This is a genomic window from Rubrivivax soli (genome assembly GCF_049810355.1).
GTDB lineage: Bacteria > Pseudomonadota > Gammaproteobacteria > Burkholderiales > Burkholderiaceae_C > Rubrivivax.
Genome location: NZ_CP187368.1, coordinates 2385717 through 2403933, shown reverse-complemented (window position 1 = coordinate 2403933; position 18217 = coordinate 2385717). Strand labels below are relative to the sequence as shown.

The 18217-nt window shown below is 71.6% G+C and carries 15 protein-coding genes; 7 read left to right on the top strand and 8 right to left on the bottom strand.

Features of this window, described 5'->3' with window-relative positions:
- Position 1 precedes the first annotated feature (1 nt).
- From ACPOLB_RS10825 to ACPOLB_RS10815, 3 genes are read right to left on the bottom strand one after another with little or no spacing between them, the layout of a single operon-like run.
- A complete protein-coding gene (locus ACPOLB_RS10825) occupies positions 2 to 787 on the bottom strand; it encodes an FAD binding domain-containing protein (protein WP_425261372.1) in 786 nt (261 codons plus the stop codon).
- A 16-nt stretch (positions 788 to 803) separates the two neighbouring features.
- Positions 804 to 3155: a xanthine dehydrogenase family protein molybdopterin-binding subunit gene (locus ACPOLB_RS10820; protein WP_425261371.1), complete on the bottom strand. Its 2352-nt coding sequence runs from the start codon at positions 3153 to 3155 to the stop codon at positions 804 to 806.
- Between the two features lie 14 nt (positions 3156 to 3169).
- Positions 3170 to 3646: a (2Fe-2S)-binding protein gene (locus ACPOLB_RS10815; RefSeq protein ID WP_425261370.1), complete on the bottom strand. Its 477-nt coding sequence runs from the start codon at positions 3644 to 3646 to the stop codon at positions 3170 to 3172.
- 235 nt (positions 3647 to 3881) lie between these two features.
- On the opposite strand from ACPOLB_RS10815, the gene ACPOLB_RS10810 reads away from it, so the two are divergent.
- The gene (locus ACPOLB_RS10810; RefSeq protein ID WP_425261906.1) at positions 3882 to 6023 is read left to right on the top strand and encodes a TonB-dependent receptor family protein; all 2142 of its coding nucleotides are present in this window, start codon (positions 3882 to 3884) and stop codon (positions 6021 to 6023) included.
- Positions 6024 to 6056: 33 nt separating this feature from the next.
- Here the strand turns inward: ACPOLB_RS10810 and ACPOLB_RS10805 are convergent, their stop codons facing one another.
- The 5 genes from ACPOLB_RS10805 to ACPOLB_RS10785 all read right to left on the bottom strand — a co-directional run bounded on the left by ACPOLB_RS10805 (position 6057) and on the right by ACPOLB_RS10785 (position 12587).
- A complete protein-coding gene (locus ACPOLB_RS10805; protein ID WP_425261369.1) occupies positions 6057 to 7073 on the bottom strand; it encodes a substrate-binding domain-containing protein in 1017 nt (338 codons plus the stop codon).
- Between the two features lie 44 nt (positions 7074 to 7117).
- Positions 7118 to 9670 (bottom strand): ATPase, T2SS/T4P/T4SS family, encoded by a 2553-nt coding sequence (locus ACPOLB_RS10800; protein WP_425261368.1) that lies wholly within the window; start codon positions 9668 to 9670, stop codon positions 7118 to 7120.
- Positions 9671 to 9789: 119 nt separating this feature from the next.
- Complete coding sequence (locus tag ACPOLB_RS10795; protein WP_425261367.1) at positions 9790 to 11088, bottom strand: TRAP transporter large permease; 1299 nt, start codon at positions 11086 to 11088, stop codon at positions 9790 to 9792.
- Positions 11089 to 11092: 4 nt separating this feature from the next.
- Entirely contained in the window at positions 11093 to 11611 is a 519-nt protein-coding gene (locus tag ACPOLB_RS10790) for a TRAP transporter small permease (RefSeq protein WP_425261366.1), read from the bottom strand.
- 7 nt (positions 11612 to 11618) lie between these two features.
- On the bottom strand, positions 11619 to 12587 hold the full coding sequence (locus ACPOLB_RS10785) for a TRAP transporter substrate-binding protein (RefSeq protein ID WP_425261365.1): 969 nt from the start codon (positions 12585 to 12587) through the stop codon (positions 11619 to 11621).
- A gap of 144 nt (positions 12588 to 12731) precedes the next feature.
- On the opposite strand from ACPOLB_RS10785, the gene ACPOLB_RS10780 reads away from it, so the two are divergent.
- The 6 genes from ACPOLB_RS10780 (at position 12732) to ACPOLB_RS10755 (ending at position 18209) form a co-directional block, all read left to right on the top strand.
- Positions 12732 to 13634, top strand: coding sequence for a LysR family transcriptional regulator (locus ACPOLB_RS10780; RefSeq protein WP_425261364.1), 903 nt, complete (start codon positions 12732 to 12734; stop codon positions 13632 to 13634).
- Between the two features lie 91 nt (positions 13635 to 13725).
- Complete coding sequence (locus tag ACPOLB_RS10775; RefSeq protein ID WP_425261363.1) at positions 13726 to 14529, top strand: putative hydro-lyase; 804 nt, start codon at positions 13726 to 13728, stop codon at positions 14527 to 14529.
- Between the two features lie 31 nt (positions 14530 to 14560).
- Positions 14561 to 15613 (top strand): TRAP transporter substrate-binding protein, encoded by a 1053-nt coding sequence (locus ACPOLB_RS10770; RefSeq protein ID WP_425261362.1) that lies wholly within the window; start codon positions 14561 to 14563, stop codon positions 15611 to 15613.
- Positions 15614 to 15620: 7 nt separating this feature from the next.
- Complete coding sequence (locus ACPOLB_RS10765) at positions 15621 to 16232, top strand: TRAP transporter small permease subunit (protein WP_425261361.1); 612 nt, start codon at positions 15621 to 15623, stop codon at positions 16230 to 16232.
- Positions 16229 to 17512 (top strand): TRAP transporter large permease, encoded by a 1284-nt coding sequence (locus tag ACPOLB_RS10760; RefSeq protein WP_425261360.1) that lies wholly within the window; start codon positions 16229 to 16231, stop codon positions 17510 to 17512. Before ACPOLB_RS10765 ends, ACPOLB_RS10760 begins: the two co-directional genes overlap by 4 nt.
- Positions 17513 to 17522: 10 nt before the next feature.
- Positions 17523 to 18209: a DUF2848 domain-containing protein gene (locus tag ACPOLB_RS10755; RefSeq protein ID WP_425261359.1), complete on the top strand. Its 687-nt coding sequence runs from the start codon at positions 17523 to 17525 to the stop codon at positions 18207 to 18209.
- Positions 18210 to 18217 lie beyond the last annotated feature (8 nt).

Here is an 18217-nt window from a genome sequence, read left to right as displayed (position 1 = left end):
TTCAGCCCACCGCGCGCCCGGCCAGCACCGGGATCAGCGCGGCGCGGTAGGCCGCCGAGCCGTGCAGGTCGCTGTTCAGGTCGGCTGCGTCGACCGTGGCCCCGGCCAGCGCGGCCGCCGACCAGTTCGCGGCCAGCTTGGCTTCCAGCGCCGTGGCGCGGAACACGCCGTTGGCGCCGGCGCCGGTGACGGCCACGCGCACGCCGGCCGGGCCCTTGCTGACGAACACGCCGACGATGGAGAAGCGGCTGGCCGGCTGCTTGAACTTCTGCCAGCCCGCCTTCTCGGGGATGGGGAAGCTGACCGCGGTGATGATCTCGCCGTCTTCCAGTGCCGTGGTGTAGATGCCCTGGAAGAAGTCGTCGGCGGCGATCGCGCGCTTGTTGGTCTTCACCGTCGCGCCCAGGCCCAGCACGGCGGCCGGGTAGCAGGCCGCGGGGTCGTTGTTGGCCAGGCTGCCGCCGATGGTGCCGCGGTTGCGCACCTGGCGGTCGCCGATCTTGCCGGCCAGCTCGGCCAGCGCCGGGATGGCCTGCTGCACCGCGGCCGAGGCCGCCACCGCGGCGTGCGTGGTGGCGCCGCCGATCGTGACCTGGCCGCCGGCGACCGTGATGCCCTGCAGCTCGGCGATGCCCGAGACGTCGACCAGCGCGGCCGGCGCGTTCAGGCCCAGCTTCATCGACGGCAGCAGGCTCTGGCCGCCGCCGAGGACCTTGACGTCCTCGTGCGCGGCGGCCTTCACGGCCTCGGCCACCGAGGCGGGGTTGGAGTAGGCGAATGCTTGCATGTTGGTGTGCTCCTGGTCAGCGCGCGGCTTGGATGGCTTTCCACACATTGTGCGGGCTGGCGGGCATCGGCATGTCCTTGATGCCCAGCGCGTGGCAGACGGCGTTGATGACCGCCGGCGGGCTGCCGATGGCCCCGGCTTCGCCGCAGCCCTTCACGCCCAGCGGGTTGTGCGTGCAGGGCGTGCCCTTGGCCGTTTCCACCACCAGGTGCGGAATGTCGTCGGCGCGCGGCATCGCGTAGTCCATGTAGCTGCCGGTGAGCAGCTGGCCGCTGTCCTCGTCGTAGACGCAGTTCTCCAGCAGCGCCTGCCCGATGCCCTGCGCCAGGCCGCCGTGCACCTGGCCCTCGACGATCATGGGGTTGATGATGTTGCCGAAGTCGTCGACCGCGGTGAAGCGGTCGATGCGCACCACGCCGGTGGCGGGGTCCACCTCCACCTCGCAGATGTAGCTGCCGGCGGGGTAGGTGAAGTTGCTGGGGTCGTAGAAGGCGTTTTCGTTCAGCCCCGGCTCCAGCTTGTCGTGCGGGAAGTTGTGCGGCACGTAGGCGGTGAGCGAGACGCTGGCGAAGGGCACGCTCTTGTCGGTGCCGGCGACGCTGAAGTTGCCGTTCTCGAACACCACGTCGGCGTCGCTGGCCTCCATCAGGTGGGCGGCGATCTTCTTGCCCTTGGCGATGACCTTGTCCAGCGCCTTCACGATGGCGGTGCCGCCCACGGCCAGCGAGCGGCTGCCGTAGGTGCCCATGCCGAACAGCACCTTGGCGGTGTCGCCGTGCTCGATGGTGATGTCCTCCAGCGGGATGCCCAGCTTGTCGGCCACGACCTGCGCGAACGTGGTCTCGTGGCCCTGGCCGTGGCTGTGGCTGCCGGTGAAGATCGTCACCTTGCCGGTGGGGTGCACGCGCACCTCGCCGGCCTCGAACAGGCCGGCGCGCGCGCCCAGGGCGCCCGCGACGCTGCTGGGCGCGATGCCGCAGGCTTCGATGTAGGCGCTGTAGCCCAGGCCGCGCTTGAGGCCTTGGGCTTCCGAGGCCGCACGGCGCGCGGCGAAGCCCTTCACGTCGGCCAGCTCCTCGGCGCGGCGCATCGTGGCGTCGTAGTCGCCGGTGTCGTAAGTCAGGCCCACCGGCGTGGCGTACGGGAACGTGGTGATGAAGTTGCGCCGGCGCAGCTCGGCCGGGTCGATGCCCAGTTCGCGCGCGGCGGTCTCGACGATGCGCTCGACCGTGTACGTGGCCTCGGGGCGGCCGGCTCCGCGGTAGGCGTCCACCGGCGCGGTGTTGGTGAACACGGCGTTCACGGTGCAGCAGATCTTCGGCGTCCTGTACTGGCCGGCCAGCAGCGTGGCGTACAGGATGGTCGGCACGGCGCTGGCGAAGGTGCTCAGGTAGGCGCCCAGGTTGGCCGTGGTGTGGATGCGGAAGCCGGTGAAGATGCCGTCCTTGTCCAGCGCCAGCTCGGCGGTGGTGAGGTGGTCGCGGCCGTGGGCGTCGGACAGGAAGGCCTCCGAGCGCTCGGCGGTCCACTTGATCGGGCGCTTGATGTGCTTGCTGGCGAACACCAGCGCCGTCTCCTCGCCGTACAGGAAGATCTTGCTGCCGAAGCCGCCGCCGACGTCGGGGGCGACGACGCGCATCTTGTGCTCGGGGATGCCCAGCACGAAGGCGCACATCAGCAGCCGCTCGACGTGCGGGTTCTGGTTCGCCACGTACAGCGTGTACTCGTCGCTGCTCGGGTTCCACTGCGCGTTGGCCGCGCGCGGCTCCATCGCGTTGGGCACCAGGCGGTTGTTGCGGAAGGTCAGCGTCGTGACGTGGGCCGCGGTCTTGAAGGCCTCGTCGGTGCCGTCCTTGTCGCCGATGCGCCACTCGTAGCAGCGGTTGTCCGGGGCCTCGGCGTGCACCGAGGAGCCGATGGTGTTGGCCTTGGCGAGGTCGATCACCGGCTGCAGCACGGTGTAGTCGACCTCGATCAGCTGCGCCGCGGCCTTGGCCTGCTCCAGCGTCTCGGCCACCACCATCGCGACGCGGTCACCGACGTAGCGCACCTTGCCGTCGGCCAGCACCGGGTGCTTGGGCTCCTTCATCGGCGTGCCGTCGATGTTGTTGATCAGCCAGCCGCAGGGCAGGCCGCCGACGGCCTTGAAGTGCTCGCCGGTGAAGATGCCCAGCACGCCCGGCGCCTTCGCGGCGGCGCTGGTGTCCAGGCGGTCGATGGTGGCGTGCGCGTGCGGGCTGCGCAGGAAGTAGGCGTAGGTCTGGCCCTGCAGGCTGATGTCGTCGGTGTACTGGCCGCGGCCGGTGAGGAAGCGGCCGTCCTCGCGGCGGACCACGCTCTGGCCGATGAATGCTTGACGTGCGTTCATGCTGCTTGCTCCGTTCAGGCCATGGCCTTGGTGGCCGGGGCGGCTTGCACCACGGCCTTGACGATGTTCTGGTAGCCCGTGCAGCGGCACATGTTGCCTTCCAGGCCCTCGCGGATCTTGGCCTCGGTGCTGCAGTCGTGGTGCTGCACCAGGTCGATGGCGCTCATCACCATGCCCGGGGTGCAGAAGCCGCACTGCAGGCCGTGGCAGGCGTTGAAGGCCTCCTGCATCGGGTGCAGCGTGCCGTCGGCGGCGGCGACGCCTTCGATCGTGGTCACGCTCTGGCCGGCGGCCTGCGTGGCCAGCATGGCGCAGCTCTTCACGGCGCGGCCGTTCAGGTGCACGGTGCAGGCGCCGCACTGGCTGGTGTCGCAGCCCACGTGGGTGCCGGTCAGGCGCAGGTGTTCGCGGATGAATTCCGACAACAGCGTCTGCGGTGCGACGTCGCGCGACACCTCGCTGCCGTTGACCTTCAGGGTGATGCTGGGCATGGAGTCTCCTGCTGTGGGGTGAGGCCGGCAGCCACCTGCCGCGGGCCTGGGAACTTGGGACACGACGATCCTAGGCAGCGCCTTCGCGTTTGGCGCGATGCCAGAAACACTTAGGAATGAACGTGCATAGGTTGTCGCCGTTCGCCCACGGCCGCGGGTTCGCCCTGGGTTGGCGCGCCGCGGGGCTGCGGGTCTGATGCGGGCCGTTGCCCACACCTTGACACCGCCCGTGCGCATGCCTGCCTCCGTGTTCCGCCGCCTTGCCTACCATCCGCTCGCCGCTGCCTCGGCGGCGTCGGTCTGCCTGCTGGCGCCCGCTGCGGCCCCGGCGCAGGAGCCACCGGCCGAACGCATCCTGATCACCGGCTCCATCGTCGAGCGGGTGGTCGACGAAGCGCCCTACGCGATCACCGTGGTCGGCCGCGACGCGCTGCGCAGCGCCGGCGCGCAGGTCAACCTGAGCGAGGCGCTTGCCCGCGTGCCGGGCCTGGTGGTCTCCAACCGCAGCAACTACGCACAGGACCTGCAGATCAGCTCGCGCGGCTTCGGTGCGCGCGCCGGCTTCGGCGTGCGCGGCATCCGCTTGCTGGCCGATGGCATCCCGGCCAGCGGCCCCGACGGGCAGGGGCAGGTGGCACAGTTCGACCTGGCCGGCGCCGAGCGCGTGGAGGTGCTGCGCGGGCCGTTCTCGGTGCTGTACGGCAACAGCTCGGGCGGCGTGATCTCGCTGGTGAGCGCACCGGTGCGGCGCTTCGCGGTGGAAGGCGAGATGGACCTCGGCGCCTTCGGCTTCCAGCAGCTGCGCGGCACCGTGGCGGCGCCGCTGGGCGGCGGCTTCAGCCTGCGGGCCTCGGGTTCGGCGATGGCGATCCAGGGCTTCCGCCCGCACAGCGCGGCGCGGCGCGACCTGGCCAGCGCGCGCCTGGGCTGGCAGGGAACCGCGGACACCGTCACCGTGCAGGCCAGCGCCTTCCGCCAGCCCGCGAAGGACCCGCTGGGCCTGAGCCGCGCGCAGTTCGACGCCGACCCCTACCAGACCGCGCCGCAGGCCACCACGTTCGGCACGCGCAAGGACTCGTCGCAGCAGCAGCTGGGCGCCAGCTGGACGCACCGCTTCGCCGACGGCGCGCTGCGCGACGTGCAGCTCGCCGCCTACAGCGGCCGCCGCAACGTGACGCAGTGGCTGGCCATCCCGGCGGCCACGCAGTCCAACGTGCGCCACGGCGGCGGCGTGATCGACTTCGATCGCGACTTCAGCGGCGCCGACCTGCGTGCGCGGCTGTCGTGGCAGCACGTGGACCTGCAGATCGGTGCCGCGCACGACCGCCAGACCGACGCACGCCGCGGCTACGAGAACTTCACCGGCACCGGCGACAGCCAGGTGCTGGGCGTGACCGGCACGCTGCGCCGCGACGAGACCAACACCGCGCGCAGCACCGACGTCTACGCGCAGGGCGAGTTCCGGCTCGGCGCCGGGCTCGCGCTCAGCGCCGGCGTGCGCAGCGGCCGCGTGACGCTGGCCGCGCAGGACGCCTTCCTGGCCAACGGCGACGATTCGGGCAGTGTTGCATTCCGGTACGACAACCCGGTGCTGGGCCTGCGCTGGCAGGTGGCGCCGGGCTGGCAGCTGTTCACCAGCGTGGCGCGCGGCTTCGAGTCGCCGACGCTGGGCGAGATGGCCTACCGTGCCGACGGCAGCGGCGGCTTCAACACCGCGCTGGCGCCGCAGGTCAGCCGCCAGGCCGAGGTGGGCGGCAAGTGGCGCAGTGCGCAGGCCGACGCGGAATTGACGCTGTTCCAGGCCGACGTGGACGACGAGATCGGTGTGGCCACCAACGCCGGCGGGCGCTCGGCCTTCCAGAACGTCGGCCGCACGCAGCGGCGCGGCGTCGAGCTGGCCGGCGGCTGGGCGCCCGGCGGCGGCTGGCGCACGCGCGGCGCGCTGACCTGGCTGGACGCCGTCTACGCCGACGGCTTCCTCACCTGCGCCGGCATCCCCTGCACCGCGCCCACGGCGCCGGTGCCGGCCGGCAACCGGGTGGCCGGCGCGCAGCGCGGCAGCGTCTTCGCCGAACTGGCCTGGCGCAGCGCGGTGGTGGGCGAGTTCGGGGTCGAAGTGCGCGGCGTCGGCCGCACGCCGGTGAACGACGCCAACAGCGACTTCGCCGCCGGCCACGCGCTGACGGCCCTGCGCTGGAGCTGGGGCCGCGACACCGGTGGCGGCACGCGGCTGGAGACGCTGGTGCGGCTGGACAACGTGGCCGGCCGCCGCGCGGCCGGCAGCGTGATCGTCAACGACGCCAACGGCCGCTACTTCGAGGCCGCGGCGCCGCGCGCGCTGACGCTGGCCGTGCGGGTCAGCGGCAGCGGGCTGTAGCCGCAGGCCCCCGCCAGCGCCGCCCCAGGCGTCTCAATCTGGAACAACCCGGTGCCCGGGCAGCGTGGCCACGGCCGCGTGCCAGGCCGGCGCCTGCAACTGTTGCTGCAGGGTCTGCACTGCCGGTTGCTGCAGCGCGGCGCTGGCGGTCAGCAGCAGCCAGTCGTCGTGCTGCACCGGCACGAAGTGCAGGCCGGCGGCCAGCGCCGCGGCTTCGGTGCCGGCAGCGGCGTCGCCCAGGCCGCAGGCCACCGCGGCCGCCGCGGCGTCGTGGCTGGGTTCTTCGCCCACCAGCGCCAGCGCGGTGCCGGCCAGCCACTGCTCCAGCAGCGCGCGGGTGCCCGAGCCCGCGGGGCGGCCGACCACCCGCACGCCGGGTCGCGCCAGCGCCGGGGGCACCTCCAGCAGCAGCGGGTTGCCCGGCGCCAGCATCAGCCCCTGGCGGCGCTGCACGTGCAGCAGCACCCGGTGCGCGCCGCCGGCCAGCAGCGCGGCCAGGCCCGCGTCGAAGGGCGTGCCCGGCGGCGGGCGGTGCACGGCGGCCACCGCGCAGCGGCCCTCGGCCAGCGCCCGCAGCGCGCCCCAGCTCGTGTCGGCCTGCAACTGCAGGTGCAGCAGGCCGGCCGCCTGCAGGCGGCGGCGCAGCAGTGCCAGCACGGGTTCGGGGCTGGCCACGACGGCCAGCGCGGGCGGTGCCGTGCCCTGCGCAGCGGCCAGGGCCTGGTCCATCGCGGCGCGCAGCGCGTCGATCTGCGCGGCCTGGCGCGCACACGCGAGGCGCGTGCCGGTCAGCAGCCGCAGGGCGGCCGGCGTCAGCCTGGCGGGGTGGCCCTGCGTCCACAGCACCAGCGGCTGGCCGAGCTGGCCTTCCCAGCGCTTGAGCGCGCCCCACAGGTGGCGGTACGACACCCCCAGCGCCGCGGCGGCGCGCTGGATCGAGCCGGCCGCCTGCACGGCGGCCAGCATCGCCAGCAGCGGGTGGTCGAGCGCGCCGTCGGCCTGGGGTGCGTCGGCGAACTGGAGCTGCAGGTGGACGTGCTGCGCGGCCATGGTGGCCGCGCACGATAGCGGATCGCAGGCGCTGCGGGGCGGCGTCAGTTCGAGACCGCGCGCACCTCGTCGAGCGTCGTCACGCCGGCCAGCACCTTCTCGATGCCGTCCTGGCGCAGCGTGCGCATGCCCTGGCTCAGGCCCTGGCGCTGCAGCTCCTCGGCGCGGGCGCCGCTCTGGATCAACGCGCGCACCTCGCGGCTCACGGTCAGCAGCTCGTGGATGCCGGCGCGGCCGCGGAAACCGGTCTTGTCGCACTTGGCGCAGCCCACGGGCTTGTACAGCGTGAAGCGGCCGGTGCTGCCGCCGAAGCGGCGCAGCCAGTCCGACAGCACCTCGGCGTCGTCGGGCACGCCGGGTGCGCTGTTCATCGCGTGGCGGTTGTCGCGCAGCAGTTCGTCGACCTGCTCCTGGCTGGCCTCGTAGGGCGCGCGGCAGTCGGTGCACAGCCTGCGCACCAGGCGCTGCGCCAGCACGGCCAGCAGCGAGTCGGCGAAGTTGAACGGGTCCATGCCCATGTCGAGCAGCCGCGTCACGGTCTCGGGCGCGCTGTTGGTGTGCAGCGTGCTCAGCACCAGGTGGCCCGTGAGCGAGGCCTCGATGGCGGTCTGCGCCGTCTCGGCGTCGCGGATCTCGCCCACCATCACCACGTCGGGGTCGGCACGCAGGAAGGCGCGCAGCGCCTTCGCGAAGGTCCAGTCGATCTTCGGGTTCACCTGCACCTGGCGCAGGCCGGGCTGGGTGATCTCGATCGGGTCCTCGGCCGTCCAGATCTTGCGGTCGGGCGTGTTGATGTGGCCCAGCGCCGAGTGCAGCGTCGTCGTCTTGCCCGAGCCCGTGGGGCCGACGCAGAGGAACATGCCGTAGGGCCGGCTCACCGCGGCCTTCAGCGCCGCCAGGTTGTGCGGATTCAGGTTCAGCTTGTCCAGCGGCAGCGGCTTGGACGACGCCAGCAGCCGCAGCACCGCGTCCTCCAGGTTGCTGTGCGTGGGGATGGTGGCCACGCGCAGCTCGAGCTTGATGCTGGGCACGAAGCGCGCGAAGTTGATCTTGCCGTCCTGGGGCTTGCGGCGCTCGGAGATGTCGAGGTCGCACATGATCTTCAGCCGCGCGATCAGCGCCGCCCGGTAGGTGTGCGGCAGCTCCATGTACGGTCGCAGCTGGCCGTCCTTGCGGAAGCGCACGCGCACCTTCTCGCGCCCGGGCTGGGTCTCGATGTGGATGTCGCTGACCTTCTGCGCGTGCGCTTCCTGGATCATGGTGTTGATCAGGCGCACGAGCGAGTTGTCGCTCTGCTCGATGACGCGGTCGTCCTCGTCGTCGGCCTTGGCGGCGTCGCTGCTGTGCTGCTGCTCCAGCGTGGCCAGCAGCTTGCCGGCGTCCTCGGGCTCGAAGTCGAGCGCGGCGGCGGCCTCGCTGGCCTGGCGCATCGCGTAGTCGATGGCGCCCAGCTTCTCGTAGGCGGCGTCGATGGCGCCCTGCAGCAGCCCGGTGCGTGCCAGCACCGGCACCACCTTGCACTGCGAGGCGAACTCGATCTCGTCCACCGCCAGCCTGCGCGACGGGTCTTCCAGCGCCACCACCAGGCGCCCGCCGTGCAGCATCAGCGGCAGCGCCGGCAGCCGCGCGGCGATGGCGTAGGGCAGCCGGGTCACGGCGGGGGCCTCCACCGGGAACTGCAGCACGTCCACGAGCGGATAGCCCATCTTGCGCGCCAGCGCGGTCTGCAGGTCCTGGCGCGAGACCACGCCCTTGCGCACGAGCAGCTCGCCCAAAGCGACGCTGCGGTCGTTCTTCTGCTGCGCCAGCGCCTCGTCGAGCTGCCTGTCGGTGATGAAGCCCAGCGCGGTGAGCGCCTCGCCGATGCGCACCATCGGCATCTTGGCCTGCTCGTCGATGGCGGTGGCCAGCTCGTCGGGCGTGATGATGTGGCGCACCACCAGCATGTCGCCGAGCTTCTGGTTGCGCAGCTGCTGCTGCTCGGCCAGCGCGTCCTGCACCTGCTCGGGCGTGGCCAGGTGCTCCTCGATCAGCGTGTCGCCGATGCGCTGGCCGACGCGGGCGCTGTCGAAGCTCTCGCGCGGGAAGAAGCTGCGGCGCACGGTGCCGGCGTCGTCCTCGGGCTCGAAGACGAAGAGGCCGTAGTCGGTCTCGTGCTGGCCGATGGTCAGGCCCTCGATCGGCGCCGTGCCGCGCGTGCAGACCTCGAACGGCAGCACCGGCCGCTGCGCCAGCACGTCGGCCTGCGGCATCGACGGGTCGGCAGCCAGCGTCGCCAACGGCTGCAGCAGCCGCAGGCGCCGGAACTGGTCGAAGCGCAGCGAGATCGTCGCGCGGGCGCCCGCCAGCCGCAGCTTGGCCAGGCCTTCGACCGGGTTGAAGTGCATCAGCCGGCCGACCATGGTCTTGCCGTTCAGGCCTTCCACCTCGCAGGGCTCGGGCTGGCTGGCGCGTGCCGGCGCCGGGTAGCAGGCGAACGGCGGCGTCGGCCAGGCGAAGGCGTCGACCGGTCCACCCGCAGCCGGCTGCGCCGCGTCGGGTACGGAGGCACCGTCCACTGGAACCAGAGCAAGCGGCGGAACGGACAGGTCGGACATGGCTTTCCCTCGGCAACGACGTGTGCGGCGTCCCAGCGGACGCCTGCACCGGCATCGTAGGCAGCCGGCCTGCCGCGCAAGCCGCGAACAGCGGGGTGTTCGCGCGCCAGATCCGCTGTTCAGCGCATCTGCTGCGGCAGCCAAGTCACGATCTGGGGAAAGAGGTAGATCAGCAGCACGGCCGCGATCATCAGGAAGAAGAACGGCAGCGTGACCTTGGCGATCCAGCCGATCTCGCGCCGCGTCATGCCCTGGAGCACGAACAGGTTGAAGCCCACGGGCGGCGTGATCTGCGCCATCTCGACCACCAGCACGACGAAGATGCCGAACCACAGCGGGTCGATGCCGGCCTTCTGCACCGTGGGCAGGATCACGCCCATCGTCAGCACCACCATGCTGATGCCGTCGAGGAAGCAGCCGAGCAGGATGAAGAACAGCATCAGCGCCAGCAGCAGCCCGAACTGGCTCAGGCCCAGCGTGGCGATCCACTCGGCCAGGTGCCGCGGCAGGCCGATGTAGCCCATGCTCAGCGTCAGGAAGGCGGCGCCGGCGAGGATCAGCGCGATCATGCAGTACAGCCGCGTGCCGCCCAGCAGGCTGCTCCAGAAGGTCTGCCAGGTCAGCGACCCTTGCGCCGCCGAGATGACGAGCGCCCCCACCACGCCGAGCGCGGCGGCCTCGGTGGCGGTGGCGATGCCCGAATAGATGCTGCCCAGCACCGCGGCAATCAGCAGCAGCACCGGGATCAGGTGGCGCGATTCGCGCAGCTTCTGCGCGAGCGTGAGGCGCTGGTCGGCCGGCGGCACCAACTGCGGGTGGCGCAGCGCCCACACCATCAGGTAGCCCGAGAACAGCAGCGCCAGCAGCACGCCGGGCAGCACGCCGGCGATGAACAGCTGCGAGATGGACACGTCGGCGCTGACGCCGTAGACGATCATGATGATCGACGGCGGGATCAGCAGCCCCAGCGTGCCGGCCCCGGCCAGGCTGCCGATGCTGATGCCGTCGGGGTAGCCGCGCGCCTTCAGCTCGGGCAGGCTCATCTTGCCGATGGTGGCGCAGGTGGCGGCGCTGCTGCCGGAGACGGCGGCGAAGATCGCGCAGCCGACCACGTTGACGTGCAGCAGCCGCCCCGGCAGCCCCTGCATCCACGGCGCGAGGCCGCGGAACATGTCCTGGCTGAGCCGGGTGCGGAACAGGATCTCGCCCATCCAGACGAACAGCGGCAGCGCCGTCAGCGTCCAGCTGCTGGCGCTGCCCCAGATGGTGACGGCCATCGCGTCGCCGGCCGGGCGGCTGCTGAACAGCTGCATGCCGATCCAGGCCACGCCGCTGAGCGTGAGGCCGATCCACACGCCGCTGCCCAGGATGAGGAACAGCGAGACGATCAGCAGGGCGGTGATGGCGAGGTCGGACACGGGTTCACTCGTTGCGCAGCAGCTCGCCGCTGTCGGGACCGGCGGGGCCGGTGCGCAGGCCGCGCAGCTCGAGCACCAGCTCGTCGACGAAGGCGATGGCCAGGATCACCGTGCCGGCGGCCATGGCCAGCTGCGGGATCCACAGCGGCGTGGCGTCGTTGCCGGTGGAGATGTCGTGGAAGGTGTACGACTGCCACGACAGCCGGCAGGCATACACCGCGAACAGCAGCGCCAGTGCGCTGGCCGCGGCCAGCGCCCAGAGTTCCAGCGCCCGCCGCGCCCGGCCGCGCAAGGCGCCCAGCAGCAGCGTGACGCGGATGTGCTCGCCGCGCTTGAGCGTGTGCGCCAGCGCCAGGAAGCCGGCCGCGGCCATCAGGTAGCCGGCGTAGGCGTCCAGCCCCGGCAGGTGGATGCCCAGCTGCCGGCTCGCCACCGACAGCAGCACCATCACCAGCAGGCCCACCATGGCCAGCGCCGCCAGCCCGGCGGCGCCGTCGTACAAGGCGTCGAGCAGGCGGCGCACGCGCGGACTACTTGCGGAAGCCGTCGATCACCTGGCGGCCTTCGGGGCCGGCCTTCTCGACCCACTCCTTCAGCATCGTCTCGCCGATGCGCTGCAGGTCGGCCTTCAGCGCCGGCGGCGGCGCCAGCACCTGCATGCCGTTGGCCTTGAGCTTCTCGATCGTGTCGACGTTGACCTTGCGGCTGGCGGCCCAGCCGCGGGCCTCGGCGTCGGCCGCGGCCTTCAGCACCGCGTCCTGCGTCGGCTTGTCGAGCGCGGCGAAGGCGGTCTTGTTGACGATGACGGCGTTCTTCGGCAGCCAGGCCTGCGTGTCGTAGTAGTACTTGAGGTGCTCGTAGAGCTTGCTGTCGACGCCGGTGGCGCCGGACGTCATGGTGCTCTCGACGACGCCGGTGGCCAGCGCCTGCGCGAACTCGGCCGCCTGCACCGTGACCGGCTGCGCGCCGACCAGCTCGGCGATGCGCGCGGTGGCCGGGCTGTAGGCGCGCCACTTCACGCCCTTCAGGTCGGCCGCCGAGGCCAGCGGCTTCTTCGTGTAGATGCCCTGCGGCGGCCAGGCCACCGCGTACAGCGCCATCAGTCCCTGCTCGGCGAGCTTCTTGTCGAGCACCGGGCGCTGCGCGCGCCAGAGCTTGGCGGCCTCGTCGTAGCTGTCGGCCAGGAAGGGCACGCCGTCGGCGCCGAAGACCTGCCACTCGTTCTGGTACGCCGGCAGCAGGATCTCGCCGATCTGCGCCTGCCCGCCCTGCACCGCGCGCTTGATCTCGGGCGCCTTGAACAGCGCCGCGTTGGCGTGCACCGTGATCTTCAGCTTGCCGCCGGTGGCGCGCTCGACGTCGGCCGCGAACTGCACCAGGTTCTCGCTGTGGAAGTTGGTGGCGGGGTAGGCCGCGGGCAGGTCCCACTTGGTCTGGGCCTGGACGGCAGGGGCCGCCAGCAGCGCGGCGGCGGTCAGCAGGGTGGGCAGCAGTTTCATCGGTGCTCCGGCGCGGGAAGTGTTCGGGTGGGGGAGCGTAAAGCATGCGGCGTGCCGGCGACCCTGGCACAAGCCATGAGCCGCGCGGGCCGCGCGTTGCGTGGCGCGTGCGGTAGATTCGCCGCCTGCCATGAGCCCGCCCGCATGAACCTGCGCTTCGTTGAAGCCTTCTACTGGGTCGTCACGCTCAAGAGCGTGACGCGCGCGGCCGAGAAGCTGCACCTCACGCAGTCGGCGATGTCCAGCCGCATCGCCACGCTCGAGCAGGAACTGGGCACGCTGCTGCTGGACCGCAGCGACAAGCGCGTGCGTGTCACGGTGCCGGGCATGCGCTTCTACGCCCACGCCGAGAAGCTGCTGGCGCTGCAGCGCGACATCAAGGCCGAGATGGGCGGCGACACGCAGTCCGAGACGCTGCGCGTGGGCGCCATCGAGTCGGTGGTGCATTCCTGGCTCATCGACTGGCTGCGCGTGGTGCGCGAGCGCCACCCGGCGCTGGCGCTGGAGATGACGGTGGAGACGACGCCGGTGCTGGTGGAGCAGCTGCAGCGCGGCACGCTCGACCTGGTGCTGACCGTCACGCCGGCCAGCGGCAACGAGGTGCGCTCGCAGGCGCTGCCGCTGCTGGAGATGGTGTTCGCCGGCCACGCCGAACTGCACCGCAGGCGCAGCTACGGCATCGGCGACCTGGCGGCGCTGGAGCTGCTGACCTTCCAGCGCGGCTCGCAGCCGCACCTGGCGCTGCTGGACCTGCTGCGCCGCGCCGGCGTGGAGCCGCGGCGGCTGCACAGCATCTCGTCGATCAGCGCGATGACGCAGCTGGTGGAAGACGGCCTGGGCGTGGCGACGCTGCCGCTGGCGGTGGTGCAGCGGCTGTCACGCCGCATGCCGCTGACGGTGCTGCGCAGCGACGCCCGGCTGCCGCCGCTGCCCATCCACGTCAGCTGGCGCCACGACCCCACATCGGTGCCCCAGCGCACCTTGCTGGACAGCGTGTTCGAGCAGCTGGGCGTGCAGCAGCGGTCATCGAAAAAATCGATCCGCTGAGCGAGAAAATTCCTGTTGGCCCCGGCACGGCAGCGACCACAGAATCGCCGGCAGTCCCCACCACGCTCACCCACCGCAGGACGTGCCGACGATGCAACCAGGCCCCGCCGCCAGTGCCGCTGCCAGTGCCGCTGATGCCCGCGCCGCCATCCGCAGCGGCGCCTGGACCACCCACACCAGCGGCCTGGCCGACGACCGCGTGCAGGGCAACCTGGTGGTGTTGCCGCAGGCGCAGGCGGCCGACTTCCTGCTGTACTGCCAGCGCAACCCCAAGCCTTGCCCGCTGCTGGCCGTGGGCGACGTGGGCGACCCGACCCTGCCGTCGCTGGGCGCGGGCATCGACGTGCGCCACGACCTGCCGCGCTACCGCGTCTGGCGCCACGGTGAACTGGTCGACGAGCCCACCGACATCGGTGCGCTGTGGCGCGACGACCTGGTGGCCTTCGTCATCGGCTGCTCGTTCTCGTTCGAGTGGGCGCTGCTGGCCGAGGGCCTGCCGCTGCGCCACGTGGAATGCGGCCGCAACGTCGCGATGTACCGCACCAGCATCGCCACCGTGCCGGCCGGCCCCTTTCACGGCCCGCTGGTGGTGAGCATGCGGCCGATGACGGCGGCGCACGCCATCCGCGCGGTGCAGATCACCGCGCGCTTCCCGGCCGTGCACGGCGCGCCGGTGCACCTGGGCGACCCGGGGCTGATCGGCATCCGCGACCTGGCCAGCCCCGACTACGGCGAGGCCGTGGACGTGCTGCCCGGCGAGCTGCCCGTGTTCTGGGCCTGCGGCGTCACGCCGCAGGCCGCCATCGCCGCGGCGAAACCCGCGTTCTGCATCACCCACGCGCCCGGGGCCATGTTGATCACCGACTGGCCGAATGCGCGTGTTGCCACGCTGTAAGTCCCCCCAACCACCACCAGGAGAGAGCCCGATGAAGCGCACCTTGAGTCTGTTGGCCGCCACCGCTGCGGCGCTGGCCATGCACACCGCCGCCGCCCAGACGCTGCCCAAGACGCAGCTGCAGGTGGTGGGCTCGATCTCCAGCCTGACGCAGTACAAGGACTTCGAGGTTCCCTTCTGGACCAAGACCCTGCCCGAGAAGAGCGGCGGCGCGATCACGGCCGAGATCAAGGGCTTCAACGAGATGGGCCTGAAGGGTCCGGAAGTGCTACGCCTGATGGGCCAGGGCGTGATGCAGATCGGCGCCACGGTCGTCGCCTACCTGGCCGCCGACGACCCGGCCAACGAGATGATCGACATCGCCGGCCTGCTGCCCGACGTCGACGGCGCGCGCAAGGTCACCGACGCGCTGCGCCCGGTGTACGAGAAGCTGTACCGCGAGAAGTTCGGCGTGGAGCTGCTGGGCTTCGGCACCTACCCGGCGCAGGTGCTGTACTGCAACGGCGCCATCACCGGCCTGGCCGACGTGAAAGGCAAGAAGGTGCGTGCCGCGGGCCGCTCGCAGAGCGAGCTGATCCAGGCCCTCGGCGGCACGCCGGTGACGCTGGCCTTCGGCGAGGTGGTGCCGGCGCTGCAGAACAAGACGGTGGACTGCGCCATCACCGGCACGCTCTCGGGCAACGCCGCGAAGTGGCACGAGGTCACGACGCACCTGCTGGCGATGCCGCTGTCCTGGGGCCAGATCGCCTACGCCGCCAACGCCAAGAGCTGGGCCGGCTTCGACCCGCGCGTGCGTGCGCTGATCGAGCGCGAGGTCCAGGTGCTCGAGAAGAACGTCTGGGACGCCGCCGCCAACTTCACGCAGCAGGGCTACGAGTGCAACGCCGGCACCGACAAGTGCACGCTGGGCGTGAAGGGCAAGATGAAGGTGGTGCAGCCCAGCGCCGCCGACCAGGCGCTGCTGAGGAAGGTGCTCTCGGAGGTGACGGTGCCGAAGTGGGCCGAGCGCTGCAGCGCCGCCTGCGTGGCCGACTACAACGCCACCGTGGCCAAGGTCGTCGGCATCCCCGCGGTCAAGAAGTAGGCCGGCCGTGCGACACGTCCTCGATGCCGCCCTCGCCGCGGCAGAGCGCGGTGCGCGCGCCGCGGCGCTGGCCGGTGGCCTGCTGATGCTGGCCGCCGCGGTGCTGGTGTCGGTGGACGTGCTGCTGCGCAAGCTGGCCAGCGTCACGCTGGGTGGTGCCGACGAGTTGTCGGGCTACGCGCTGGCCATCGGCTCCACCTGGTCGTTCGCGTTCGTGCTGCTGCACCGCGGCAACGTGCGCATCGACGCGCTGTACCAGCACCTGCCGCGCATGCTGGCCGCGGCCTGCGACCTGCTGGCCATCAGCGCGCTGCTGGGCTTCGTCAGCCTGGTGGCCTGGCACGGCAGCGACGTGCTGGCGCAGAGCTGGACGCTCGGCGCGCGCAGCAACTCGGCGCTGGCGGTGCCGCTGGTGGTGCCGCAGGCGCTGTGGTGGCTGGGCTACGCGTGGTTCGTGCTGTGCGGCGCGGTGCTGCTGCTGCGCAGCCTGCTCGCGTTCGGTGCCGCCGACTGGCCGACCGTGAACCGCCTGATCGGTGCCCGCAGCATCGAGGAGGAAGCCGCCGACGAACTGCACAACGCGCTGCAGGCCACCGGCAAGACGGAGGGCCGGGCATGATCGCCACCGCACTGCTCACGCTGCTGGCGCTGATGGCGCTGGCCATCCCGGTGGCGGCGTCGATGGGCGTGCTCGGCCTGGTGCTGGGGCACTTCTATTCCTTCCTGCCGGTCAGCAAGGTCGCCGGCGAGATCGCCTGGACCAGCAGCAACGAGTTCCTGCTCGTCTCGCTGCCGCTGTTCGTGCTGCTGGGCGAACTGCTGCTGCGCTCGGGGCTGGCCGAGAAGATGTACGAGGCGCTCGCACGCTGGCTGTCGTGGCTGCCGGGCGGGCTGATGCACTCCAACATCGCGGCCTGCGCACTGTTCGCCGCCACCTCGGGCTCCAGCGTCGCCACCGCGGCCACGGTGGGCACCGTGGCGCTGCCGCAGGCGCGGCGCTTCGGCTACAACGAGCGGCTGTTCCTGGGCACGCTGGCCGCCGGCGGCACGCTGGGCATCCTGATCCCGCCGTCGATCAACATGATCATCTACGCGGTGCTGACCAACACCTCGGTGCCCAAGCTGTACCTCGCCGGCATCGTGCCCGGCGTGCTGCTGGCGCTGGCCTTCATGGCGGTGGTGGCGGTGGCCTGCACGCTGCGGCCGGGCTGGGGCGGGCAGCGGGTGACGTCCACGCTGGCGGCCTGCATCGCCGGGCTCGTGCACCTGCTGCCGCCGCTGGGCGTGTTCCTGGTGGTGGTGGGCAGCATCTACGCCGGCATCGCCACGCCCACCGAGGCGGCGTCGCTGGGCGTGATGGCCGGCCTGGCGCTGGCGGCCTGGAACAAGGCGCTGAGCTGGCGCATGCTGCAGGAAGCGCTGCTGGGCACGATGAAGTCCACCGGCATGATCATGCTGATCATCGTGGCCGCGTACTTCCTGAACTTCGTGATGTCGGCCACCGGGCTCACCACCAAGCTCACCGACACGGTGCAGGGCCTGGGCCTGTCGAAGTGGGAGCTGCTGCTGGCGGTGGTGCTGTTCTACCTGGTGCTCGGCTGCTTCATGGAGACGCTGTCGATGATGATCACCACCATCCCCGTGATCGCGCCGGTGATGCAGGCGATGGGCTTCGACATGGTGTGGTTCGGCATCGTCGTCATCGTGCTGGTGGAAGCCGCGCTGATCACGCCGCCGGTGGGCCTGAACCTGTTCGTCGTGCACAACCTGCGCAAGACCGGCTCGATGAACGACGTGATCCTGGGCACGCTGCCGTTCGTGCTGGCGATGTTCGTGCTGCTGCTGCTGCTGGCCCTGTTCCCGGGCCTGGCGCTGTGGCTGCCTTCCGTGTTTGGCTGAGAGTTCCCCCATGCTGCACTTCGACACCCCCGACGGCGCCACGCTGGCGCTGGCGCCCACGCGCCTGGTCATCGCTGGCTGGACCGGCCGCGACAGCGCCGCCATCGAACACCACATCGAGGAGCTGGAACGCCTGGGCGTGCCGCGGCCGTCCACCGTGCCGCTGTACTACCGCGCCAGCCGCACGCTGCTGACGCAGGACGCCGACCTGGAGATGCTGGGCGGCGCCAGCTCCGGCGAAGCCGAGCCGGTGCTGCTGCGCCACGGCGGCCGCTGGTGGCTGACGGTGGGCTCGGACCACACCGACCGTGAAGTCGAGAGTTACGCCGTCGACGTCAGCAAGCAGCTGTGCGCCAAGCCGGTGGCGCGCCAGGCCTGGGCCTGGGACAGCGTCGCCGACCGCGCCGACGCACTGGTGCTGCGTTCGGAGATCTTCGAGGCCGGCTCCTGGGTCACGTACCAGGAAGGGCCGCTGGCGAAGATCCGCCCGCTGGAGTCGCTGCTGGCCGGTCTGCCCGACGACGTGCCGGTGGCCGACGGGCTGCTGATGTTCTGTGGCACGCTCGGCGCCTTGCCGCGCGGCGACGGCGTGAGCATCCGCCCGGCCGCGCGCATGCGCATCGAGATCGTCGACGGCGCCACCGGCCGCCGTCTGCACCACGAGTACCAGGTCACGCCCTTGCCGCGCGTGGCCTGACGGGGAGA